This window comes from Paraburkholderia rhizosphaerae, assembly GCF_004366595.1.
In the GTDB taxonomy this organism is placed as follows: domain Bacteria; phylum Pseudomonadota; class Gammaproteobacteria; order Burkholderiales; family Burkholderiaceae; genus Paraburkholderia; species Paraburkholderia rhizosphaerae.
The window spans coordinates 90,650-113,026 of sequence record NZ_SORE01000019.1 but is presented as its reverse complement, the minus strand read 5'-3'; the positions used below and the strand labels follow the sequence as shown (position 1 = coordinate 113,026).

The following is a 22,377-nucleotide window of genomic DNA, read 5'->3' as shown; positions in this document are numbered from 1 at the left end:
GGACTGAGGTGGCCGCATCAGGTAGCCGGAGCGGGCCACCCGCTCGGGTCACGCTGGATCAGGCCGCCGGGCCGCTTGCGTGTGCGGCGGTCGCCATGTCGACGTCGTGGGCCTTGATCAGATCGCCGGGACGCGCATGCTCGATGCCATTCACGACGATCCGGTCGCCCGTCTTCAGGCCGCTCGTGACGACGCGCAGGCCTTCATGCAGGTTGCCCTGAACGATCTCGCGGTACTGCACGTGATTCGTGTGGTCGACGACGAGCACGAATTTCTTCGCCTGATCGGTGCCGATCGCCGCATCGTCGATCAGGATCGCCGGATGCCGTTCGCCGCCGCCGACCTGCACGCGCGCATAGAGGCCCGGTACCAGCGAGCCGTCCGCGTTGTCGAAGCGCGCACGCACGCGGATCGTGCCGGAGCTCGTATCGAGATGGTTATCGACGAAGTAGATCGCGCCCTGGCGCGAGTAGCTGGTTTCGTTCGCGAGTTCGAGTGAAACGGGCACCGGCTTCCCGGAGTCGCGATTCAGGTAGTCGAGGTACGTGTGTTCGTCGACATCGAACGCCGCGTAGATCGGCGACACCGATACAAGCGTCGACAGCACCGGCGCATTCGCACCGGGCGCGACGACATTGCCGACCGTCAGCAGCGCGCGCGACATGCGCCCCGACACCGGCGCGGTGATGTGCGTGTAGTCGAGGTTGACCTTCGCGGCTTCGAGTGCGGCCTGCGCCGCCTTCACCTGAGCGATCGCTTCGCGCGCGCGGCTCTGTGTTTCGTCGTAGTCGCGCTTCGCAATCGCGTTGTCGGGCAGCAAACGGTCCGCGCGCGCGGCGTCGGCATCGGTGTACTTCTCGTGCGCGACGGCCATCGCGAGCTGCGCGGACGCGCGATCGACTTCGGCGACGTACGGGCGCGGATCGATCGTGAAGAGCGGGTCGCCTTTCCTGACCAGCGCGCCGTCCTTGAAATGTACGGCGACAATCGTGCCGGGCACGAGCGGTTTGATTTCGACCGCGTCGATCGCCTCGAGCCGCCCCGAATAATCCTGCCAGTCTATGATCGGTCGTGAGATCACGGTGGCGACGTCGACTTCGACCGCCGGTGGCGCCGCGTGATCGGCGGCCGCGGCGGAGCTGACCGGGCCCGCGCCGTTACGCCACGCGACGAGTCCAACAGCCCCGCCGATCAGAATGAGCGCACTGAACGCCCAGATCATCCGCTTTGAATTTTTCAGCATATTGGTATCCCAGCCGAATCAAGTTAACGCTTTAAAACGAAGGCGAATCGAACGGACGAGCACGCACAGCGCCGCCTCGATAGAGGCTGCTGCCTGGCTGATTCGCACGACCGGGTTGTCCGCCGCGAAAAGAAGACTGCATGAAGACTGCTTGAGCGCAGTCCACACGAAGCACATAACACCCGACACAGCCGATTAATGCCGAACTGGATCAGGTGTATTTACAAAAAAATCGGTTTTTGCAACAGCAAGGGGAATTGACTTGACGCATGCGCATCGCAATTACCGGGGGGCGCGAGCCGGTCTGTCAAAAACGCACCGATTGTCGCCGCATGCGTACTAACGAATAAACGGTGGAGCGTAGATGACACTATTGCGTGAAATGACTTCATGTTTAATGTTTGACATGGAATAAGCACTCAGTTGAAGCGTTCCATTTTCACCGCGACGGTGGCGCGGTCGATCGTGCCGCGCCATGGCGAATCGCGTCACATCGCTTAGATGAGTTCGTTATCCACGTCGCGCGAAGGCGTCGGTTCGACAGCGTGCAGTGCCGGTTCATCGAGCAGCGCACCGATCGAACGGCGCGCGCGCGCGATACGGCTCATCACAGTGCCGATCGGCACGCCAAGCGCCGCGGCTGCCTCGCTGTAAGTCAGTCCTTCGACGGCAACCAGCAGCAGCGTCGCGCGCTGGGTTTCAGGAAGATGCGCGACCGCCTGAATGATCTGCGCGTACATCAACCGTGTTTCGGGCGTGCGAGCGTTCGGGTCGGCGACGACCTCGAGCAGTGCGTCATCCCATCCGACCGTCGTGCGGCCGCGAATGCCGCGTGAGCGCAGCTCGTTGAGCCAGACCGAATGGGCGATCGCGAACATCCAGCTAAGCGGCGAGGTATTCGCTTTCAACTGATGCTGTCGTTCGAGCGCGCGCAAGCAGGTGTGCTGCACGAGGTCTTCGGCGTCATGCCGATCGCCCGACAGGCGCAGCGCGAACGCCCAGAGCCGCGGCAACAGGTCGGGAAGCAGGCTGGGTAAGTCGGTGCCGTTCATCGGCAATGCCAGTCGGGTCGATCCGGATAATTCGATTCCGATTGATTTTGACATCGATGTCAATATTGTCAACGCTGTCGATCGTTTCGCGGTGAGAAGGTGTTTTGTTCAGGGGCACGGTAATGTTCGCCGGATATCGGCCGCTTGCGCGGGTTTCGCTATCATGTAGCCCGTACCGCTACCGCCTGGAGTTCTTTTTGCAGTCGCGTCTTGCCCGTTCTGCCCATGCTGATCGAAACCGCTTTCTGTCGCTCTATGCGGTGATGGCGATCGGCTTGATCGTTGCCGCCGCGCTATTTGTTTTCGAGGCGCGCAAGATTGTCGAAGATGGCTTGCGTGACGAGGACGCTTTCGCGGTGTTGGGCGCGGCGAACCGGGTGCTGCACGACCTGGAGAATGCGGAGACCGGTCAGCGCGGTTATCTGCTAACGGGCGACGAACGCTATCTGGGGACCTATCGAGCCGGCGTCGAGGATCTCGACGATACGGTGTTGCAGTTGCAGCGAGTCGTCACGAACGACGAGAAATCGGTCGAACTCGTGCGCCGTATCGAGCACGCGAAGACGATGAAGGTCACCGAGCTCGCGCGCACCGTCGAACTTGCGCAGTCAGGCAATCGGGAAGCGGCGATCGCGCTCGTGCAGACGAACGAGGGCAAGCGCTATATGGATTCGCTGCGCGCCGACCTCGGCGCGTTGCTGCACGACTGGCGCGCGCGGCGCGCGGCCGCGGTGCGCGATGCGCATGACCGGATCGTGTGGGGCACGGCCGCGCTCGCGGCGCTGGCGGTGCTGATCTGCGGTCTGCTGGTGTATACGCTGTTCGTGCAACGGCGGGCATTCGGCAAAATGAGCGCCCACTCAAAGGCACTCGACAAGGCCGCCGCGCACGACCCGCTTACCGGATTGCCGAACCGGCGCAGGCTGCTCGAACTGCTCGACGAGCAGGGCGAACGCAGCGCCGCGCCAGGCGCGGAGCGGCTTGCGCTGCTTTACCTCGATATCGACGGGTTCAAGGGTGTCAATGATGCGCTCGGTCACAGCGCCGGCGACTCGCTGTTGCGCCGTATTGCCGAGGCACTGCGCACGGTGACGCGCCAGCAGGACTTGCTGGCGCGCGTCGGTGGCGACGAGTTCGTGCTGCTTGTACCTGGCTACAGCGACGAAGCGCAGTTGCGCGAGCTCGCGGGACGGCTGATCGAGCGCGTACAGCAGATCGGACAGCGTGATTACGGCGGGCGTTTTCCGCTCGGCGTGAGCGTCGGCATTGCGACCTGGCCGGATCGTGTCGATGCGGTCGAGCAATTGCTCGACGTCGCCGATGCAGCGATGTATACGGCAAAGCAGGCCGGGCGTTCGACTTATCGTTTCGGCACACGGCCCGGCCGTCAACAAGGCAATGTCGTGACATTGCCGCGCTGATGCCCGATGTGCGGCGTGAGCGCCGCTAGCCGCGCTGCCGCCAGTCAACCCTCGCCGGCAAGCTGTTATTAGCGGGTCGCTGCCAGCGCAACCGTCGCCAGCCCCGCAATCGTCGCGACGAGCGACGCCGACACATGCACCGCAATTTCTGCCGCTGCCCAGCCATAGCGCCCTTCCTGCAGTCGTTGCACGACTTCAGCGGAGAACGTCGAAAAGGTTGACAGGCCACCCATCAGACCGGTGATCACAAACAGGCGCCACTCAGGCGCGAGGTTCGGATTGCGTGCGAAGAAGGCGACCGCGACGCCGATGATGTAGCCGGCGATCAGATTGGCCGCGAACGTGCCAAGCGGCAGCGCGGGAAAGATGCCGTTCAGGCGGATCGCGAGAAACCAGCGGAACAGCGAGCCCAGCGCGCCGCCGATGCCGACGGCAAGTATGGATAGCAGATACATGGAAAGGCCTGGAAAGTCGGAAACGTCGACGAACCCGGCTGACGATGAACCACACGCGAACAACGCTGGACGACCGGCGTGATGACGCAGCGTCCGAGGTCAGCCGGACGAAGCAGGCATCATCAGCCACGAGGGCGGTTAAAGGAGAATGCCATCTCCGGTGCGCAAGTCTATCATTGCCGCCCCGCTAACGGGGCGGCATCGGCTGCGAGGCGGGCAGAGTCGGGTTGTGCGGCGCGTAGCGGATGCGCGATGGCGGCTCGCACGCGCCGCTACTCAGTCGGCTTGCCTACACCCGCTCAAAGCACGGTCTCGCGTTCCGGTGTCGACGAAATCCGGTGGATCGATAGATCGGCGCCGTCGAACTCTTCCTCTTGCGTGAGACGCAGGCCGACTGCCGCGCGGATGATGCCGTACACGATCGTGCCGCCCAACGTGGCGATCGCGACCCCGCCGAGCGTGCCGACCAGTTGCGCCACGAACGACACGCCGCCGAGACCACCGAGCGCGCGCAGTCCGAAGATACCGGCCGCAATGCCGCCCCATGCGCCGCACAGGCCGTGGAGTGGCCATACGCCGAGCACGTCGTCGATGCGCCAGCGGTTCTGCACGCAGGTGAACATATGGACGAACAGCACGCCGGCGATGCCGCCCGTCACCAGCGCGCCGAGCGGGTGCATCACGTCGGAGCCGGCGCAAACGGCGACCAGCCCCGCCAGCGGACCGTTATAGGCGAAGCCCGGGTCGTTGCGGCCCGCGAGCCATGCGGTCAGCGTGCCGCCGACCATCGCCATCAACGAATTGACGGCGACCAGGCCGCTGATATGGTCGATGGTCTGCGCGCTCATCACGTTAAAGCCGAACCAGCCGACCGCGAGCACCCACGCGCCGAGCGCGAGAAACGGAATATTCGATGGCGGATGCGCGGCGATGCGTCCGTCGCGGTGATAGCGCCCGTGACGCGCGCCGAGCAGCAACACGGCCGGCAACGCGACCCAGCCGCCGAATGCGTGCACGACCACGGAGCCGGCAAAGTCATGAAACGGCGCGCCGAAAGATGCCGCGATCCGGTCCTGGATGCCGAAGCGGTCATTCCATGCGATCCCTTCGAAAAACGGATAAACGAAGCCGACCAGCACGAAGGTCGCGAACAGTTGCGGGTTGAATTTCGACCGCTCTGCAATGCCGCCGGACACGATCGCCGGAATGGCGGCCGCGAAGGTCAGCAGGAAGAAGAAGCGCACCAGCGCATAACCGTCATGCTCAGCCAGCGTTTTCGCGCTATCGAAAAACTGCACGCCGTAAGCGATCGTGTAGCCAATAAAGAAATATGCGATCGTCGACACGGAAAAGTCGACGAGAATCTTCACGAGCGCGTTGACCTGATTCTTTTTCCGGACCGTGCCGAGTTCGAGAAACGCGAAACCCGCATGCATCGCGAGCACCATTGCGGAGCCGAGCAGCAGAAAGAGGGTGTCGGTGCCGGTTTTGAGGTTTTCCATGGGTCGTTGAAACCTGCTTTGCGCAAAAAGCGGGCATTGGACGCAAGAAGTGGGCCAATGTGGTTCGAAAACGCATTGAATGAGTGCAAGGCCGCACTGAATTGGGCTGACGGGCGGGCGGCAGCGCGTGGCCTCACTACGAACGCGGGCCGCGTTGCATCGCTTGCGCGCACTATCAAAGTGCGTTGCCCGAAAAAAGGGCGATGCGATGTTCCATTATCGGGCGAAATCTTCCATTTCAATTACTATCGTTCTTTGCATGAGTACGTCGCGCGATCTTTGTCACGCTACTCAAACAACGACATAATGTCCGGTCCCGCGTGCGCCGCCTGGCGGCGCTTCGAACTTTTCTCGCGCCTCAATGAGACTGACCACCAAAGGGCTATTGCTCATCGCGATTCCGGCCGTTATCGAACTGGCGTTGCTGTCTGGCATCGTCAAGGCGCAGGCGGACGCGCGTGAAGCGGAGCGTTGGAGTCTGCATAGTGAGGACGTGCTGCGCCAGACCACCGCGATTCTCGAGCCGGTGCTGCTCGAGTCGCTGCGGCTGCGCGGCGCGGCGGTAGGCGGCGTGCGCGATGTCGGCACACCGGTGTCGCTGTGGATCGACACCGACCGGCGCATCGACCAGCTCGCCGAGACCGTGTCGAACGACCCCGCGCAAGTCGAGCGCGCGGTGCAGATCCGCCAGGCCGTGCAAGCGTACCGGCAGTGGTCGGATCGCCTGCAGGACTTGATGCGCTCAGGGCGGCGGCACGACGTGATCGAACGCTTCAAGGATCTCGCGAACGCCGACGTGCTGGATAACTTCCGGATGCAGGTCGCCGCGTTTCAGACCGAGGAACGCCGGCTCGATGCGCTGCGCACGAGTGCGGCGGCAGCGGCGCGCGCGCGGCAGCAAGTGCTGATTGTCGCGGCGGTGCTCGGCTCGCTCGCGTTCGTGGCGATCGCGTGCTGGCTGTTCACGCGCGGCGTCGGCGGCCGGCTCGATTTGCTGTCCGATAATGCGAGCCGTCTTGCGAGTAACGAACCGCTCGCGCCGCTCGATACCGGTACCGATGAAATCGCGCGCCTCGACCGCACGTTGCATGAAACGAGCCGCCGCCTGCTCGAAGCCGAGCGCTTGCAGGCGCGCTTCCAGTTCGACCTCGCGCGGCGCGCCGGCGAACTCGCGCGCACGAATGAAAGTCTGCGTCAGCAAACCCAGGAAAACGAAACCTTCATCTATAGCGTGTCACACGATCTGCGTGCGCCGCTCGTCAATCTGCAAGGCTTTTCGAAGGAACTGCTGCACGCGTGCGACGACCTGCGCAAAGCGGTGCGGCAATCGTCGCTGTCACGCACGGAGCGCGAGCATATCGAGCGGCTCATCGATGGCGACATCGGCGAAGCATTACATTTCCTGCAGACCGCGGTGCTGCGCGCGTCGCACATTATCGATGCGTTGCTGCGCCTGTCGCGCGTCGGCCGTGTCGAGTACCGGCGTCAGCAGGTCGATGTGCGCGACATTGTGCAGCGCGTGATCGATGCGATGCAGGTGTCGATTCGCGCGCGTCGCGCACGGGTCGTCGTGCATACGCTACCGCGCGTATGGGGCGATGCGACCGCGCTCGAACAGGTGTTTGCCAATCTGATCGGCAATGCGGTCAACTATCTGCATCCGGATCGCAACGGCATCATCGAAATCGGCACCGCGCCGGCTCCGCCGGGTGTGCAATCGTTACGCATTTTCTATGTGAAGGACAACGGGCTCGGCATTCCGGAGGTCGCGCTGCCACGCCTTTTCAATGCGTTCCAGCGCTTGCACGGCGATATCGCCGCGGGCGAGGGCATCGGCCTTGCGATGGTGCGCCGCGTCGTCGAGCGTCACGGCGGGCGCGTATGGGCGGAATCGATGGAGGATGTCGGCACGACGTTCTTCCTGTCGCTGCCCGATTCCGCTTCGCGTTTGCCGCAGGCGGAAGAAGTAACCGAGGAAACGGCCGGCACACAAGACCTCGGCTTTGCGATCTGGCCGCTGAGTACGCGCTAATACGCGGTCGATATGTGGTCGATTCGCGTTCGCTGTTGTCGGCTGCGCGACCCTCAGCGTGTTGTACTGCCTTCGTTCCGCGTCTATTCCGCCTGTTCACCATGCAGTGAAGAGCCTGCGTGCCTTAAGAAGCTTCACGCCGCGAATCAGCCAGTAGCCGCCGCACACCGCAAGCAACGCGGCAACGATCAGTAGCGCGTGCGGTGTCGTCTCCGGCATGCGTTGTACGCTGGTGAACGCGAACCCGCGCACCACGATCAGCGCGGCGCTCCATATCGCGAATACCGCTTGCGCAATCAGGCGCGACCCCGCGCGCCGTCGCACACGATTTTCAATCGACCAGTCCGCGCGCTCGCGCCAGCAAAAAAACGCCACCGCAATCCAGGCGATGGCGAGCATGATGATCCAGTTGATCAGGTCCATCGAAAGGGCCTCAAAAAGTCAGCGGTCGACTTTAGAGAGGCCCTGATCTTCAAACCATCGGATTTGTCTCAAACGCTCGAGTTTGTGCCGCTCGCGCGCGGAATCGCCGTGCCAGCGGCACAATGCGCGTGAGTCGTTTAGAGTTCGATATGCGTGCCGAGCACCGCAAGGAACTGCCGCAGCCATTCCGGATGCGCGGGCCATGCAGGCGCAGTGACGAAATTCGCATCGGTGTGCGCGGCATCGATCGCAATGTCCGCGTACTCGCCGCCCGCGAGCCTGACCTCGGGCGCGCACGCGGGATACGCGGAAATGCGTTTGCCGCGTATTACGTCGGCGGCCGCGAGCAACTGCGCGGCATGGCAGATTGCGGCGATGGGCTTACTGCCCGATGCGAAATGGCGCACCACGTCGAGCACTTTCTGATTGAGCCGCAGGTACTCCGGCGCACGGCCGCCAGCAATGGCCAGCGCGTCATAGTGCGCGAGCTCGATTTCGTCGAACGTCGCGTTCAGTGTGAACTGATGGCCGGGTTTTTCGCTGTAGGTCTGGTCGCCTTCAAAGTCGTGGATCGCGGTCTTGATCCGTTCACCCGCGCGCTTGCCCGGGCACACCGCATCGACGCGATGACCGACGGCCTGCAGTGCCTGAAAGGGCACCATCGTTTCATAATCTTCGGCGAAATCACCGGTTAAAAAGAGAATCTTTTTTGCCGCCATCGAATGCCTCCGTTGAGGATGGAACACGTGGGTCGCCGACGAGTCTACTCCTTCGATCACGACAGAAGCACGACAGCAACACGAAGAATGGTGAAGCAATGGCAATCGATCATATTGAATGGCGAACCCTTCGGGCCGGCGATCCGCCTGCGCTCGCGGTACTGTTTCGTGACGCGGTGATGCAACTCGCCGCGTCGCATTACGATGACGCCGGCCGCACGGTGTGGGCGGCGTCGGCTGACGATCTCGACGCGTTCGCTTCGCGTCTTGCGCAGGGCCTGACGCTCGTCGCGGTGGCGAATGACACAATTGCCGCATTCGGGCAATTGCATCCGGCCGATCATGTATCGATGCTGTATACGGCGCCTGCGTTCGCGGGGCAGGGCATCGCATGGACGCTGCTTGCGCGCTTCGAGGCGGTGGCGCGCGCGGCGGGCACACCGATGCTGACCGCGCATGCGAGCGCGAGCGCGAAGCGCAGCTTCGAGCGGGCCGGGTTTCATGTGCTCGCGGAAGAGGACCTCGAACGCAACGGCGTATCATTGAAACGCTTTCGCATGCAAAAGCCGCTTGTCGCGGCGCACATTCCTCAATGATTCCGTTCTACCGTCCGCTGCTGGTTCGCTGTACCGTGTTCACAATTGCATTGCTCGGCGGTCTTGCCGCATGCGGGAAAAATGAGGCGACGGCGGGACAGCCCACCGGCAGACTCAACGATATGACGCAGCAGGCTGGGCAAAAGCTCGATCAGGCGTCGAGCTATGTCGGGCAACAGACCGACGTTGCGCGCTCGACCGTTGAGCAGAACTTCGCGACAGCGGCCTCCGATGCGTCTAATCCGGCCGCGACCGTGAATATCGATCCGAGCCATCTCGCAGCGACCGCGCAAGCCAATCTGCACGGTGCGGCGAGCGCGACCCAAGCCGCGCTCGGCAAGGCCGCTGGCACCGCGGGCGCGGGGCTCGACGCAGCAGGGCGCCGGCTGCAGCAGTGGTCAAGCGATGCCGCGGCGAATTCCGCGGCCGCGTCTGGCGATACGAGCGACGCGCAAAAGCAGATGGACAAGTAGCCGCGCGGTCGCGTCGTCCGTCGCGCGTGTCGGCTGACGGGTATTCGTCTGCGTATGCTGCGCTGCGGAACGCGGGTTGCGCATCTGCGCAAGCGATCTAACATTCCGTTACGCAATCCCCGCATTTGATGCGGCCTTGCGGGCGCAACTGCGGCTAAACTTGGCCGTCTGCCGTTTAGTCACCGACCCGTCATGAAGTCATGTCCGCCGCGGCGCGAATGTCGAGCCGCGTCGAACGCCGGTGAGCGTTTGGCGCGCTTCGCCATGTCGGCGTTTGCGATCTTTTCGTTGTGCTTCTCGCTTGCGTGGCTCGCAGCGAGTGTTGCTGTGCGCGCGGTTGTGCGCGTGGTTATGCGCGCCGTTGTACGTGAGGTTGCACCTGTTAGCGTGCGGTCTTTCGCGCGGTTTCGCGTGTGGGTTCGCATGGGGGTTTGCGTGCACTCAGCGGGGCGCGACGGCCGCTGCGCATACCGCGCGCGTGGCGCGCTGTGCGCCGGGTTCGCGCTCGCCTGCTGTTTGCTGCCGGCGCCACGCATCGCATACGCCGCGGGCGGTCCTGTGCTGCCTGCGCTGCAAAGCCTGATCAACAGTGCAACTGCGTCGCCTGCGTCATCCGCATCGGCTGCGCAAGCCGCGTCCGCGCCGTCGCCTGCGAGTCAGGCCGAACTCAACCGGTCGCTCGACAGCGTCATCTCCACACTCGATAACGACCGCCAGCGCACCGCGCTCGTCACACAACTGAAGAAGCTGCGCGAAGCCACGCAAACCATCGGACCGGTCGCACCCGCGCAACCGAGCCCAGGTCTGCTAGGCGCGATCGCTTCGGGTATCGCGTCGGTCGAGGCGGATGTGAATCATGGACGCACGCCGGTCAGCTATTGGTCCGGACGTCTGAATGCGGCAGGCAATGAGTTGTATACGATCGTGTCGAGCCAGGGCCGCGAGAAGTTCGGCCGCATCCTGCTCGATATGTTCGCGATGCTCGCGGGTTGGGGCGCGTGCGCGGCCGCGCTGATTTATGTGCAGCGCAAGGTGCACGCGCGCTACGGGATCGTCGTCAGACTGAACGCGAATCCGACCACACGCGAATTGCTGATTTTCGCGCTGCGCCGCGTCGGACCGTGGATCGTCGCGTTTCTCGCCGCGTTGATGTTCGCGCGCTCGATGCCTGACGCGCTGGGCCGCACGGTTGCAATGGTGATTGCATACGCAATCGTCGCCGGTGCGGTGTTCTCCGCGATCTGCCTGATCATGTTCTCGCTGTTCGGCTCCGGCCATCGGCGTGCGGCCGTGCATCTGCTGATCGAACATGCGCGCCGGCTGCTATTCGCGATCGGCATTTGCAGCGCGCTCGGCGACGCGGCGACGAACTACGACGTGGCCCATCAGCTCGGTACGAATCTCGCCGCGCTCGTGTCGACGGTGTCGAACATGACCGCCGCCGCGCTGACCGCGTACTTTGCGATTGCGTTTCGCCGGCCGGTCGCGCATCTGATCCGTAACCGTTCGTACGAACAGCGGCATGGCCACAAGGTCGCGACCGACGCGTTCGACGTGCTCGGCTCGTTATGGCATCTGCCGATGCTGGTGCTCGCGATCGCGTCGGTGGTCGCGACGATCGGCGGCATGGGTAGCGGCGAAAACGTACTGCAAATCTCGGTGGTCACTGCATTGCTGCTGGTGCTGGCCTTCTTCCTGTCGGCCATCGTGATACGCATCACGCGACCGCAAAGCGCGCGGCGGCGGCGCCGTTCGCCGTATGTGACGCGGCTCACGCGTTTCGCCGGCACGCTGCTGATGCTGTTTATCTGGCTCGCGTATTTCGAACTCGCGTCGCGGCTGTGGGACGTGTCGCTCGCGCAGATCATCGAGGAAAGCGTGACCGCGCGCGGCATCGCGCATGCGATGTCGGCGATCGTCGGGACGCTGTTCCTGTCGTGGCTCGTCTGGATTCTGATCGACACCGCGATTCTCGAGGCGCTCAATCCGGCCAATCCGCGCAACAAGGCGCGCAATCCGAGCATGCGCGCGCGCACGATGCTGCCGCTGTTGCGCAATGTGCTGTTCGTGCTGATTCTGACCATCGCGGGTATCGTGACCGCAGCCAATCTGGGCATCAATGTGACGCCGCTGCTGGCGGGGGCGGGCGTGATCGGTCTGGCGATCGGCTTCGGCGCGCAATCGCTGGTGGCCGATCTGATTACCGGGCTTTTTATCATTCTCGAAGATACGATCTCGGTCGGCGACTGGATCGACGTCGACGGCGGGCATGCGGGCACGGTCGAATATCTGTCGATTCGCACCGTGCGGCTGCGCGACGGACAGGGCGCGATCCATGCGATTCCGTTCTCGCAGATCAAGATCGTGAAGAACCTGTCGCGCGACTTTGCGTACGCAGTGTTCGAAGTGCGGGTGCCGTTCTCGGCCGATGTCGATCAGGTCACGCAACTGATTCGTGCGGTCGGCGCGGACCTGATGGCCGATTTCCGCTACCGGCGCGAGATGCTTGGGCCCGTCGAAGTGTGGGGACTGGACCGGTTCGATCCGAACTGGATGGTTGTGAAAGGGCAGATCAAGACGCGACCGCTTCAGCAATGGAGCGTCGCGCGCGCATTCAATCTCCGCCTGAAGCGCAAGATGGACGAAGCGGGCATCGAGATTCCGGTTCCGCAGATGCGCATTTTCACGGGCGCGCCGGACGATCAGGGCGAGCCGTTTGCCGACGATTCCGCGGCCGCGCAGTCGGCGCAAGAGGCCGCCGTCAATGAAATGAATCCGGCAAGTACCGCGCATGCAGACGCGGGAATGAGCGTTTTGCGGCCAAAGAGTGGGGCGACGCCGGAGTTGACTGTCGCGGGCAGCGGCACGGCCGGTGTCGGATTGGCGACGCCGCCCGCACGCGATGTTTCACACGAACCGCGCCCGGCGCCGCCGTCCACCGGCCAGACCGCATCGGTGCCGCCACAGATTCCGACGGCAGGTGAAGCAGGGAAGAGCTGACGAAGTTCACTCGAATGATGGTTGCAAGAACAACCATCGTCGATCGGTCGATCAGTCGATCGACACGCACAACGCGGTGCCGTGCCTGGTGAGCAACGCGCGGATACGGTTCAGGCAGGCACCGCGGCGATTGCGTCCCGCGGTGTGCTTTCCGCGTGATCTGCGCAGCGCACCACGTCGTTCACATGGGTTGCGAACTGCGTGTCGGGAACGCCGTACACATGCAGCGAGATGGCGGTCGCTTCGCTCGCGTTACCCAGCCTGTGAATGCAGCCGCGACCTGCACGCGTGTACGACACCGCGCCACTGTCGCGCCCCCGCGTGCGAAGCGGTACCGCGTAGTCTTCCGTCTCGTTCCACTCATAGATCGCTTCGCTCAGCGTGCCGTCGAGCACCACATACCCGCACCACGTGTGATGCGCGTGTACGGGGCTCATCTGGCCCGGCAACCAGACCAGCGATGCGATCGCATAGCGGCCAAGCGGATCGGCGGCGAGCAGGTGGCGTTGGTATTTTTCCGCGGCGGCTACGCGATGCGCGGGCGCGAGCAGGTGCGGATCGGCAGCCGCTTCGACGAGTGCGGTGCGCACCGCGCGGGCAAAGCGCGCGTCATGCGATGGATCGGGCAACTGCCGACACGCATCGAACGCGGCATCGAACGCGGCATCAAGCGCCGCGCGCAGACGCTCAATCGCATGGGCTGCGCATGGCGCCGGCTGCACGGAAAGCGTCATGCGGTTTGACGCGGCGGTACAGCGCGACGTGTGTTTGCCGTGACGATCGGCGTTGAGCGGGTGAATGGAATCGCGCATCGGGGGCTCCGGTGTTCTTGATGATTTTGCGTGGTCGGGCAGTCACATTTATACCGGTTTGCGCGGAGAAAGAGTTTTCATATAATTTCTCTGGAACGCGCCAGGATAGAAAATTTTTCTATCCGTAAGCAAAAACTAAATGGACATCATCCATGGATATCATCGATAGGAAGCTGCTTGAGTTGCTCCAGCAGGACGCGACAATGCCGGTTGCCGAGTTGGCGCAGCGGGTGAACCTGTCACAGACGCCATGCTGGAAGCGCGTGCAGCGGCTCAAGGAGGCTGGCGTGATCCGCGCGCAGGTGGCGTTGTGCGATCCGCGCAAGTTGGGCGTCGGCACGACGGTGTTCGTCGCGGTGCGCACGAACCAGCACACCGAAGCGTGGGCCGAGGCGTTTACGCGCGCGGTGCGCGATATTCCGGAGGTGGTCGAGGTGTACCGGATGAGCGGCGAGACCGACTATCTGCTGCGTGTGGTGGTGTCCGATATCGACGACTACGACCGTGTGTACAAGCAACTGATCCGTTCGGTGCCGCTTTACGATGTCAGCTCCAGCTTCGCGATGGAGCAGATCAAATATTCGACCGCGCTGCCGGTGCGCTCGGTGGCGGTGACGGGCGGTCACTGAAGTTCGTGGACATCGTCGGAGCGCCGCCAGGTTCGAATCGCAACGCGGGACTGCAAGCCCTCCGCAAGGCAGGGCAGCGTAGAATGCCCGCTTTGTCGAATTAACCGCAGGCAGAGCTTTCAGATGAACGAACCGCGCAAGAAGAACCCGACCTTCCGTGTCGCCGTGCTGATCGTGGTCGTGGTGTCACTGGTGATCGCGACCGTGCTGTATAACGCGATCACCGAGAAGCGCGAATTCGATCGCGAGAATCCGGACGATACGCCGATCACCGCGTCAGCCCCCGTGCAAGCGTCCGCCGCGGATGCGGCGAGTGCGGCTAACGCTTCCGGTGCTGCGGCACACTGACGCAGCACCGGCCCGCTTAATTTTCCGGCAGCCGGATCACACTTGCATCCTTGCGAATCAGACACGACGCCGCGAGCATCTGCTTGCACTGATGCGCGAGCAGCTTCAATTCATTGACCGCGTCGGCTTTACCGACGCTCTCCGGCGCTTTTTCCGCGTCAATCACCATCGAGTCGAGTTCGCGGGTCAGTCGCTTCATCAGGTCCGCCTGATCGGCGGGCGGCGGCGTGCCCGCTTCGGCTTGCTCGAGGTTTTCGCGTACGACGCTCAACCCGCGCTGCAGCGGCTGCTGCGTATGGCGATCCGCCTGGACCACGGTGCGCAGCAGCGGTGCGGCGGCGGTGATCTCCGATGCGAGCACGTGGCTGCGCACCAGCAGATTGTTCAATTCGGGAACGAACTTCTGCGCCGACTTCGGCTCGAGCATCATCCGCTGGAACGCCTGGCCGAGATTGGCAAACGCGATATGCACGTTCTTGCGTGCGAGACGGTAGCGAAAATCGCGATCGAGCGCGCCTGCTGCCGCGGAGCTCGCGGCGTTCGACGCCGCTGTGCGCCCGCCGGCCGCGCTGGCCGCAGGCTGGTCGGCAGGAATCGCGGTCGCCGTCGCGGCCGCGAGGGTCGCGACCAGTTCGTCCTTCGAATCGATCCCGTCCTTCGGGTTGACGGCGCGCGTTTCCATGTGGATGCCGGGTTCGCTGTCGACGTGTTCGCCGGTCCTCGCGCTGGCGGAGCCGCGAACCCCTGCGGGTGTATCCGCGGACGCGTCCGCGGGGCGGCCCGCCGTGCCGGTGACGGGTTCGGTCGCGATGACGACGCCCGACGCGCGCGCACCGGCTTCGGTGACCACCGCGGGCGCGACCACGACGGCCGGCTTGCCGCTCCACCACCAGCTCGCTTCCAGATACTGGCGCGTCGCGGCGATCATGTCGTTCACGAGCTTGCCCATCAGCCGGTATTCCCAATACGGGAACAGGTGGCTTGCGGCAATCGCGATCGCGCAGCCGACCACCGTGTCGATCGCGCGCTCGCCGATGATCCGCATGCTGCCCGGCGCGAGCAGATGGAACATCAGCAGCACGTAGGACGACGTGAATACGACGCTCGCGGTGTAGTTGAACAGCAGCAGGCTGTAGCTCATCACCATCGACGCGAACATCACGACCAGCAGGATATGCGGCTCCTTGACGAACATCATCAGCACGATGCTCGCCGCGCAGCCGATCAGCGTCCCGACGATACGCTGGCCGTTACGCTGTTTGGTCAGCGAATAGCCGGGCTTCAGGATGATGATCACCGTCATCACGATCCAGTACGCGTTGGTGAGCGGCAGCAGCCGTCCGAGCCAGAAGCCAACCGCGACGCCGATCGTCACGCGCAGCGCGTGGCGAAAGCTCGGTGACGCCATCGACAGATTCGAGAAAATCTGCCGGAACGGCACGCGACGGCTGGACACGAATTTCGATAGCGCCTGGTCGATCCGCAGTTCCGTTTCGATCGACGATGTCGGGTCGGCGAGACTGCGACGCATCCTGTCGATCATGCGTGTGCCGCTCCACAGGCGTCTGAACGATGACGACACGGCCGCGTACGCCTCGGCGTTCTTCGTTGGCAGACCCTGCTTGCGCATCTGGTCGAGCTCGTACTCGATCGCGCGCAGTTCCGCTTTGATATTGATCCGCGCGCGCGGCGGGCGATCCTGCAGCACCGCGAGGCCGATGTCCTCGAGGTCCGCCGCGGCCTTGCGAATCAGGTCGCGGTAGAAGATCAGCACGTCCGAACCGCCGAAGGTCGTGCGCACGAGCGGATAGTCGGTATGCGCGCCGACGAACAGTTCATGCAGGTCCACGGTATTGATAAACAGATTGAACAGCGTGACGCGCGCCGGTTCGAGATGGCCGCTCTTCAGTCTCGGCAGATTGCGCAGCACGATGTCGCGCGCGGCATCCTGGCGCTCGACCGCGGCGATCTGCTTCGCGACAAGATTGCGGTAACAGTCGTCCAGATTGTTATCGAGATCGAAGAAGTCGGCGCGCGCGAGCAGGTAATCCGCGCACGCGAATACGCTCTCCGCCAACGCCTGCTGTTCGATCCGATGCACCATCCAGCGGCTGACGAAGGTCGACCAGTACGTGTACCACAGGCCGCCAAGCAGAATCCACGACGCGTTCACGAGCGCCTGCAACGGCGTGAAGTGCTCCTCGAGCGTCAGCGTCATCATGAACAGCGTCGCGAAGCTGATCTGCGGCCAACGGTTGCCGTACACGACGATCAGCGACAGCACGAACGTAAGTGGCACGACGGTGCTCCACAGCGCGAACGCGTTGATCGTCGCGAGTCCGGTCGCGAGCGCCGCGAGAAAGCCGATCACGCTGCACGCCAGCATCTCGTTGTGCTTGTACTTGAGCGGGCCGGGCATATCGACCGCGCACGCGCCGAGCGCGCCGGTCGCGATCGTGAAGCCGAGTTCGCGATTGTGAAATACCGTTAGACACAGCACCGCGGGCAACGACACACCCACGGCGATGCGCAGGCCACCGTAGAAATATTGGCTGTACAGGAATTTCTTGATCTCAACCGAGTAGCGCATCGAACGGGACCGGGCGTGCTAGATGTTGGGATGATGCAGGGCAAAACTGCAGGCGAGTCTAACTGATTTTATTTTCGGTCTGACCTTGTCCGTTAGGCCAGGTTCAGCGGCGTCGACGCGTTTGCTATGCTGTCGGATCGTGTTTGCCTCGGCGCCGCCTGTATGCGGCGCCGCCGTCCGGTTTTTTTTTGCGCTGGCGTCGTGTCGCCGCGCCTCCATCATGACCTATCGCCATGTCATTCCGCCGAACGAGATCGAGTTGACTGCCGTGCGCGCGCAGGGGGCGGGCGGACAGAACGTCAACAAGGTGTCGAGCGCAATTCATTTGCGCTTTGACGTGCGCGCGTCATCGTTGCCGGACGTGCTGAAGATGCGCCTGCTGGCGCTGCACGACAGTCGCATTACCCGCGATGGCGTGGTCGTCATCAAGGCGCAGCAGTACCGCACGCAGGAGATGAATCGCGCTGCCGCGCTCGCCCGGCTCGACGAACTGATTGCGAGCGTTAGCGTAAACCGTAAGGCGCGCGTCGCGACGCGGCCGACACGCGCATCGCAGACGCGGCGTCTTGACGGCAAGTCGCATCGCGGCGAAGTGAAATCGGGCCGGCGCAGGGTCGGCGAAGAGTGAACGATGCGTTGATGCAGTTAGCGCTGCTTGCCCGGCAGGAAGTCGACGCAGAACACGCTGAGTTCTCCATCGAGACGCACCGCGACCGCTGCGGTATAGCAGTCTTCGCCGTCGGTTAGCGAGCAGTGCGGACCCATCATCGCGACGCGCCCGGGCGCCGCCAACGCGTGCTTGAAGTACGCGCGCCGCGACCAGTTGATGCGCGTGTCCGGAAAGAGTGGCGCGAGCCGCGGTGATGGCGGCGGCGTATTGCGTGCTGTGATCGAAGGCTGCGTTTGCTCGCCGCGCTCGTTCAGCACGAACACACGGCGGGCATCGGCAATCTTGAAGACCGGCTGCGCGGCCTGTTCCAGATCGCCTGACTGCGCGTAAATCTGCGCGCCGGCCAGCACCGCTTCGGTGAAGCCCTCGAATTCCGGACGCTGATAGCGCGCGTGCATGCGTTCATAGTCGGCGAACTGTCGCCACATCTGCCCGATCAGTTCGGGCACGCGCGCGCTCGCGGCCTTGATCGACGGTTTGGGCTGGCCGAACCAGAAGCCTTGCACGAAATCGACGTCGGCCTGCATCAGCGTCATCAGTTCGTCTTCCGTTTCGACGCCTTCGGCGAGCACCATCGTGCCGGACTGATGCAGCATCGTAATCAGATGATTGATCAACGCGTTGTCGCTGTCGCGCTGTCCGGCGCGCGCGACGAGCGAGCGGTCGAGCTTGACGATGTCCGGCCGGAAGCGCCACACGCGGTCGAAGTTCGAGAAGCCCGTGCCGAAGTCGTCGATCGCGATCAGGAAGTCGCGCGGCTGCGACGCGGCCAGCATGCTTGCGACCGCGGATTCATCGTCGGCCGGTTGCTCGAGCACCTCGATGACGACACGTTCCTGCGGCAGTCCGAAATGCTGTGACAGTTCGTCGATAAATGGTCGCTGCGGCCAGCCGGTTTCGAACACCTGCGGCCGTGTGTTCAGAAACAGCCAGCCGGTGTCGATGCGTTGTTCCATGAAATTCGCGACATGCAGGCACCGCGCGAGCCGGTCGAGTGCGCGCGCATCGGCGGTCGAGCGCGTGCCGGAAAAGAGCACGGCCGGAGAAATCGGGTGGCCGATCGGATCGAACGCTCGCAACAGCGCTTCGTACCCGACCACGCGCTGATGCGTGATGGACACGACCGGCTGGAACACGCTGCGCAGCGTGATCGTGCGCCAGGGTGCGGCCCAGCCTGTCTCTTCCAGCACCATGTGCTGCAAGAGGCCAGTGAGCGTCGTATCGTCGACGTTTGGCATGGCGTCAGAATGTCCTATGCAGCGTGCGGCGCGTGGTGGGACCGGGTAGCAGGAAAACCATACGGCGGCGGCGCGAAGCTTACGCGCGGCAGATGCGCCGCGCTGACGGGCGTGCGGGGCAAGGCTGGCAGGTGCGGCACCGGCGAGTTTGCCCGAAGCAGTCTAGCAAATCGAAGGCTACGCGAATGTTCGGGTTATCACAGACCCGGACAAGAATCCCGGTGCGGCCGCGCGACAGGATTGCGCGCGTGGTGCAGCGCGTCCGGCGCGACTTCGGCTTCGCGGGTATCCTCTTTGATTTTGCACAAAACAAGGAAGCCGACAATGAGTGAAATCGCAGTCGTGGCAATCTCGGTCGCTAAACCGGGTTGTGAAGAACAGTTGCGCGTCGCGCTCGAAAGCATCGTTGCGCCATCGCGCGCGGAGCAGGGGGCATTGCAGTACGACTTGCATCGCGACCTGCGCGAGCCGCGCCGCTTCGTTTTCTACGAACGCTGGGAAAGCGAGGACGCACTTGCGACGCACGCGCAGTCAGCGCATATCGCGGCGTATCGGAAGCAGATTGCGGATTGGGTCGAGCACTCCGAAATCCGGGTGCTGAAGAAGATCATCTGAACCGCGTGCTCGCGCTTCGCGTGTCGCGCGAGCTCACAATATGACGGGGTGCGCGCGGTCTTGCGTGCGATGAATCAGTGCGTTGCTTGCGGAACGTCGAGAATCAGAATGATGGTCCAGTCCGCGTCGCCGTCATGGTGATACTGGCGCTCCGCGACGATGAACGGTTGCTGCTTGCCCGCCGGTCCGAGAAACAGCACGTCGCCTTCCATCGGCAGGCATTCGACTGGCGGCAACGCGAGGAACGCATCCTGACTGCCACGCGGCATCAGCTTTTCGATCTTGCGCGAGGCGGCCTCGGTCCATTCGATGTCCAGCTGGATGTTGCTCATGCTTTCCTCCGCACCTCGGTGCGCACGTTTGATTCGGTTCCATCGGATTCCGGCGCGACTTTAGCATATCGTCGCTAGATGGCGCTGCGCTGTGTGTGGGCGAGATATTTGTCGAAGCATAGCCGCATCATGACAAAGGCCGGAACCGTGTGTACGGTTCCGGCCTTTTGTCTGGTATGCGCGTCGAGCCGCGTTGCATGTCACCACGCCGGATCCGGCGCGGGCAGTACGCGTATGCGTGCCGCCGTTACTGAGCGGACTCCGATTTCGGTTTCTTGTGATGCATCGTGCCCTTGTGGTGCTGAGGCGCCGGTGCGGTATCCATGGCCTGCTGACGGTTTTGCACGTCTTGTGCGTGCTGCTCGAACTCGGCGGCCTTCGCGGGATCGGTGCTCATCACGATGCCTTTGTCCTGCTGGGCATACGCGGCACTCGTCAACGCCGAAAGGGAAACCAGGACTGCGAGGGACACTTTCTTCATCGCTAACCTCCGGAGAGAGTGGTTATGGACCCAAGTATGGCCTGTCCAAGGGGAAAGACAAATGCATTCTATCCAGCAATGTTCAGCCCAGCGGTGACGCAGCAACAGATTTCACATACCGTTACATTTCGTTACGATCGCGCGGGGAAGCCGCGAACGCCCGCGCTATACGGCTTCGCGAACGGGCTTGATGTGCGCCACATCGGCCAGGTTGATGGGTAAAAGGTAAAAAGGGACGATTGCGACGAATGCGCGATTGTGCCCGCGTAGCCGCGATAGCGGACGGGCGCTGGCTAGCCCGTTTTGGGCCTGTTGGTACAGCGTTAGCATTGCGCCCGTTCGTTATCCTGTGAATGATATGTCGGATCGCTAAACAAATTGCCAGGTGCACGACATCCGCACTGATGCGGATCAGCTGACGCGTTCAAAACCAGCCGAGCGCGCGATAGACATGAAACTGGGCGATTCCTATCAGTTCGTGCAAAGCGAGTTCCGCGCTGACCAGATTCTCATAGCGCGGCAACACGCCGCGCTGCGCGTGCCGTGTATTCGACACGACCGGCAGCGGCACCATACCGAACCGGTGGAAATCGAGCAGCGCGCGTGGCATCTGGTACGCGGACGTGACGAGAATCAAAGAACCGTAATATCCGTGCGGCAAAATAGCAGCGACATTACGCGCGTTTTCATACGTATTGAGGCTGCGGTTTTCGAGAACGATGTCGGTGCGCGGTACGTCCGCGCGCAGTAGCCACGGAAGATAGGTGTCGGCTTCGCTTGCAGCGTGATGCTGCGGATTGCCGCCGCTTACGATCACATCGCAGACGATCGCCGTGCGCTTGCATTGCGCGTAGAGCGTCGCGCTTTTGCCGATGCGCGCAAAGACGTCATGCTTCGGGATCAGCATGCGATTCTTCGCGTACTCGGTGCCGCCGCCAAGCAGGATGATTGCGGTGCGTGCGGTGAACGCGGATGCCGGCAAATCCCCGGTGTAGGCGCGGGCAGGCTGCACGCGGGCAAGCAGCGGCGCGGTAAGCCAGCCTGCCGCGATCAGCCAGAAAACGACCGCTGCGCTCACGGCGATCACTACCCGAGCGCGTTTCATTAGCAGAAATGCTGCAAAAAAAAGCGTCAATAAAATGAATAGGATCAATTTGATTGGGGTAACGTATCGTTTTGGAACATCTGTTCCGGAGTATTGGCGCGTTCGGTATCGTAGCGGGTAACCGCTGCATCGCCGCACTTTTTAGCGCGCAGCGAACGTCACCATGCCGGTCAACGGGGGCCGGAATGAAACAGACGGCGGCCGGCAGAATGGCCGCGGGGCGCGCGGCACGGCGAGACTTCGTCGGCGCTGTTTGCCGTCCGTCAGGCCACTGTCGCGCGACACATACGATGGCTGCACTTTAAGAAAGAAGTGAGATGACCACTTACTCTAATGAAGCGGTACTCGAAGCATTGCGGCGTGTGCAATATCGCCAGGTGCCGTGGGCAAAACGTCCCGGTGTGTTTGAATATCTGCGCTCGCTCGGCATGATGGACACGGTGCGACAACGCACCGTTGCGCCCGCGCCCGGCTTTCATGCACCGGTTGATATCGCGGTGCTGACCGAGCGCGGTCGAGCGGAATTTGCGCGGCTTGCGCGCGACGAGCAAGCGCTCGACTGGGATGCGCGACGCATGACCGGCTACGTGGCGGCCGAGCCCCGCGCGGCGGCGCTCTAGCAGGCAGTAAGGCGCTCCTCT

The 22,377-nt window shown here is 63.0% G+C and carries 23 protein-coding genes and 1 riboswitch; of the genes, 11 read left to right on the top strand and 12 right to left on the bottom strand.

All coding sequences use genetic code 11. The annotated features are described in order from the left end of the window. Nucleotides 1-58: 58 nt before the first annotated feature. Both BX592_RS23220 and BX592_RS23215 read right to left on the bottom strand, forming a co-directional pair. On the bottom strand, nucleotides 59-1,243 hold the full coding sequence (locus BX592_RS23220; protein ID WP_134194948.1) for an efflux RND transporter periplasmic adaptor subunit: 1,185 nt from the start codon (nucleotides 1,241-1,243) through the stop codon (nucleotides 59-61). 497 nt (nucleotides 1,244-1,740) lie between these two features. Beyond that, complete coding sequence (locus BX592_RS23215; protein WP_134194946.1) at nucleotides 1,741-2,295, bottom strand: RNA polymerase sigma factor; 555 nt, start codon at nucleotides 2,293-2,295, stop codon at nucleotides 1,741-1,743. Nucleotides 2,296-2,492: 197 nt separating this feature from the next. On the opposite strand from BX592_RS23215, the gene BX592_RS23210 reads away from it, so the two are divergent. Further along, on the top strand, nucleotides 2,493-3,716 hold the full coding sequence (locus BX592_RS23210) for a GGDEF domain-containing protein (RefSeq protein ID WP_134194944.1): 1,224 nt from the start codon (nucleotides 2,493-2,495) through the stop codon (nucleotides 3,714-3,716). A gap of 68 nt (nucleotides 3,717-3,784) precedes the next feature. On the opposite strand, the gene crcB is transcribed toward BX592_RS23210, so the two are convergent. Both crcB and BX592_RS23200 read right to left on the bottom strand, forming a co-directional pair. Then, nucleotides 3,785-4,171, bottom strand: coding sequence for a fluoride efflux transporter CrcB (gene crcB / locus BX592_RS23205; RefSeq protein ID WP_134194942.1), 387 nt, complete (start codon nucleotides 4,169-4,171; stop codon nucleotides 3,785-3,787). 106 nt (nucleotides 4,172-4,277) lie between these two features. After that, nucleotides 4,278-4,339: riboswitch (Fluoride riboswitch) on the bottom strand. A gap of 131 nt (nucleotides 4,340-4,470) precedes the next feature. After that, nucleotides 4,471-5,673 (bottom strand): ammonium transporter, encoded by a 1,203-nt coding sequence (locus BX592_RS23200; RefSeq protein WP_134194940.1) that lies wholly within the window; start codon nucleotides 5,671-5,673, stop codon nucleotides 4,471-4,473. Nucleotides 5,674-6,034: 361 nt separating this feature from the next. Here BX592_RS23200 and BX592_RS23195 point away from each other — a divergent pair, with 361 nt between their 5' ends. Next, entirely contained in the window at nucleotides 6,035-7,705 is a 1,671-nt protein-coding gene (locus BX592_RS23195) for a sensor histidine kinase (protein ID WP_134194938.1), read from the top strand. A gap of 96 nt (nucleotides 7,706-7,801) precedes the next feature. Here the strand turns inward: BX592_RS23195 and BX592_RS23190 are convergent, their stop codons facing one another. Further along, nucleotides 7,802-8,128, bottom strand: coding sequence for a hypothetical protein (locus tag BX592_RS23190; protein WP_134194936.1), 327 nt, complete (start codon nucleotides 8,126-8,128; stop codon nucleotides 7,802-7,804). A 137-nt stretch (nucleotides 8,129-8,265) separates the two neighbouring features. Next, nucleotides 8,266-8,847, bottom strand: a complete 582-nt coding sequence (locus BX592_RS23185) for a DJ-1/PfpI family protein (RefSeq protein WP_134194934.1) — start codon at nucleotides 8,845-8,847, stop codon at nucleotides 8,266-8,268. Between the two features lie 98 nt (nucleotides 8,848-8,945). Between BX592_RS23185 and BX592_RS23180 the strand changes: the two genes are divergently transcribed. From BX592_RS23180 to BX592_RS23170, 3 genes are all read left to right on the top strand, one after another. Continuing rightward, on the top strand, nucleotides 8,946-9,443 hold the full coding sequence (locus BX592_RS23180) for a GNAT family N-acetyltransferase (protein WP_134194931.1): 498 nt from the start codon (nucleotides 8,946-8,948) through the stop codon (nucleotides 9,441-9,443). Next, nucleotides 9,440-9,916, top strand: a complete 477-nt coding sequence (locus tag BX592_RS23175; protein WP_134194929.1) for a BCAL1086 family glycoprotein — start codon at nucleotides 9,440-9,442, stop codon at nucleotides 9,914-9,916. Before BX592_RS23180 ends, BX592_RS23175 begins: the two co-directional genes overlap by 4 nt. Nucleotides 9,917-10,108: 192 nt before the next feature. Continuing rightward, nucleotides 10,109-12,916: a mechanosensitive ion channel family protein gene (locus BX592_RS23170; protein ID WP_377681530.1), complete on the top strand. Its 2,808-nt coding sequence runs from the start codon at nucleotides 10,109-10,111 to the stop codon at nucleotides 12,914-12,916. Between the two features lie 110 nt (nucleotides 12,917-13,026). Here the strand turns inward: BX592_RS23170 and BX592_RS23165 are convergent, their stop codons facing one another. Then, a complete protein-coding gene (locus BX592_RS23165; RefSeq protein WP_134194927.1) occupies nucleotides 13,027-13,728 on the bottom strand; it encodes a cysteine dioxygenase family protein in 702 nt (233 codons plus the stop codon). A gap of 152 nt (nucleotides 13,729-13,880) precedes the next feature. Here BX592_RS23165 and BX592_RS23160 point away from each other — a divergent pair, with 152 nt between their 5' ends. Together BX592_RS23160 and BX592_RS23155 are read left to right on the top strand one after the other, a co-directional pair. After that, nucleotides 13,881-14,357 carry an Lrp/AsnC family transcriptional regulator gene (locus BX592_RS23160; protein ID WP_134194925.1) on the top strand — a complete coding sequence of 159 codons (477 nt, stop codon included), beginning with the start codon at nucleotides 13,881-13,883 and terminating at the stop codon, nucleotides 14,355-14,357. Nucleotides 14,358-14,480: 123 nt separating this feature from the next. After that, nucleotides 14,481-14,705, top strand: a complete 225-nt coding sequence (locus BX592_RS23155) for a hypothetical protein (protein ID WP_134194923.1) — start codon at nucleotides 14,481-14,483, stop codon at nucleotides 14,703-14,705. A gap of 16 nt (nucleotides 14,706-14,721) precedes the next feature. On the opposite strand, the gene BX592_RS23150 is transcribed toward BX592_RS23155, so the two are convergent. After that, entirely contained in the window at nucleotides 14,722-17,295 is a 2,574-nt protein-coding gene (locus BX592_RS23150; protein WP_134194920.1) for an FUSC family protein, read from the bottom strand. A gap of 220 nt (nucleotides 17,296-17,515) precedes the next feature. Between BX592_RS23150 and arfB the strand changes: the two genes are divergently transcribed. Next, nucleotides 17,516-17,923: an alternative ribosome rescue aminoacyl-tRNA hydrolase ArfB gene (gene arfB, locus BX592_RS23145; RefSeq protein WP_134194918.1), complete on the top strand. Its 408-nt coding sequence runs from the start codon at nucleotides 17,516-17,518 to the stop codon at nucleotides 17,921-17,923. A 17-nt stretch (nucleotides 17,924-17,940) separates the two neighbouring features. Here arfB and BX592_RS23140 read toward each other — a convergent pair whose 3' ends face one another. Further along, the gene (locus BX592_RS23140) at nucleotides 17,941-19,203 is read right to left on the bottom strand and encodes an EAL domain-containing protein (protein ID WP_134194916.1); all 1,263 of its coding nucleotides are present in this window, start codon (nucleotides 19,201-19,203) and stop codon (nucleotides 17,941-17,943) included. A gap of 185 nt (nucleotides 19,204-19,388) precedes the next feature. Between BX592_RS23140 and BX592_RS33975 the strand changes: the two genes are divergently transcribed. Then, nucleotides 19,389-19,535, top strand: a complete 147-nt coding sequence (locus BX592_RS33975) for a hypothetical protein (RefSeq protein WP_166676438.1) — start codon at nucleotides 19,389-19,391, stop codon at nucleotides 19,533-19,535. Beyond that, nucleotides 19,528-19,818 carry a putative quinol monooxygenase gene (locus BX592_RS23135; RefSeq protein ID WP_134194914.1) on the top strand — a complete coding sequence of 97 codons (291 nt, stop codon included), beginning with the start codon at nucleotides 19,528-19,530 and terminating at the stop codon, nucleotides 19,816-19,818. Before BX592_RS33975 ends, BX592_RS23135 begins: the two co-directional genes overlap by 8 nt. Before the next feature lie 74 nt (nucleotides 19,819-19,892). On the opposite strand, the gene BX592_RS23130 is transcribed toward BX592_RS23135, so the two are convergent. The 3 genes from BX592_RS23130 to BX592_RS23120 form a co-directional block, all read right to left on the bottom strand. After that, nucleotides 19,893-20,150, bottom strand: coding sequence for a DNA-binding protein (locus BX592_RS23130; RefSeq protein ID WP_134194912.1), 258 nt, complete (start codon nucleotides 20,148-20,150; stop codon nucleotides 19,893-19,895). Nucleotides 20,151-20,397: 247 nt separating this feature from the next. Then, nucleotides 20,398-20,631 (bottom strand): hypothetical protein, encoded by a 234-nt coding sequence (locus BX592_RS23125; protein ID WP_134194910.1) that lies wholly within the window; start codon nucleotides 20,629-20,631, stop codon nucleotides 20,398-20,400. A gap of 424 nt (nucleotides 20,632-21,055) precedes the next feature. Next, a complete protein-coding gene (locus BX592_RS23120; RefSeq protein WP_377681531.1) occupies nucleotides 21,056-21,784 on the bottom strand; it encodes a YdcF family protein in 729 nt (242 codons plus the stop codon). Between the two features lie 269 nt (nucleotides 21,785-22,053). Here BX592_RS23120 and BX592_RS23115 point away from each other — a divergent pair, with 269 nt between their 5' ends. After that, nucleotides 22,054-22,356 carry a hypothetical protein gene (locus tag BX592_RS23115; protein WP_134194908.1) on the top strand — a complete coding sequence of 101 codons (303 nt, stop codon included), beginning with the start codon at nucleotides 22,054-22,056 and terminating at the stop codon, nucleotides 22,354-22,356. Nucleotides 22,357-22,377: the final 21 nt, after the last annotated feature.